1 protein-coding gene is annotated in these 503 nt (G+C 64.0%); it reads left to right on the forward strand.

Annotation, left to right across the window (positions count from 1 at the left end):
• Positions 1–133 precede the first annotated feature (133 nt).
• A partial coding sequence (locus tag AC0IYH_RS29230; protein WP_471837511.1) for a hypothetical protein occupies positions 134–503 on the forward strand: 370 nt, incomplete at its 3' end.

Genomic DNA, 503 nt, shown 5'->3' on the forward strand with positions numbered 1-503 from the left:
TCATATAGGTTTTTGGCTTTTGAAGTAAGCGGATTTTGCTTGTGGGGTGGGAACGTTACCTGCGAACGAATACAATATTCTATCGCTCCCGTTCCGGTTACGGCAGGCGAAACGACGATCGTCAGGAGTATCGATGACGCGCCTTCTCCGCCCTCTGACGATCGCCCTCCTCCTCGTATCGCCTGCCTTCTCGCAGACCGCCAACCCGGCGGAGTGGGAGCAGCCGACCGTCATCCGTCAGGGTGCGGAGCCGATGCACGCGACGTTCGACGGGTTCGAGACGCGGCGCGGCGCACTGTCCCGCGACGTCGCGAAGTCCCGCTATCATGTGTCGCTCGACGGCGCGTGGCGGTTCCGCCTGTCGCCCACTCCGGAAAGTCGGCCGACCGGGTTTCAGCGGCCCGATTACGACGTGTCCGGCTGGGGCACGATGCAGGTACCCGGCATCCTTCAGGCGGCGGGCCACGGCGGCCCGGTGTTCGTCGGCAGCGGCTATCCGTTTC

Source organism: Pseudomonas sp. AC463 (assembly GCF_979253585.1).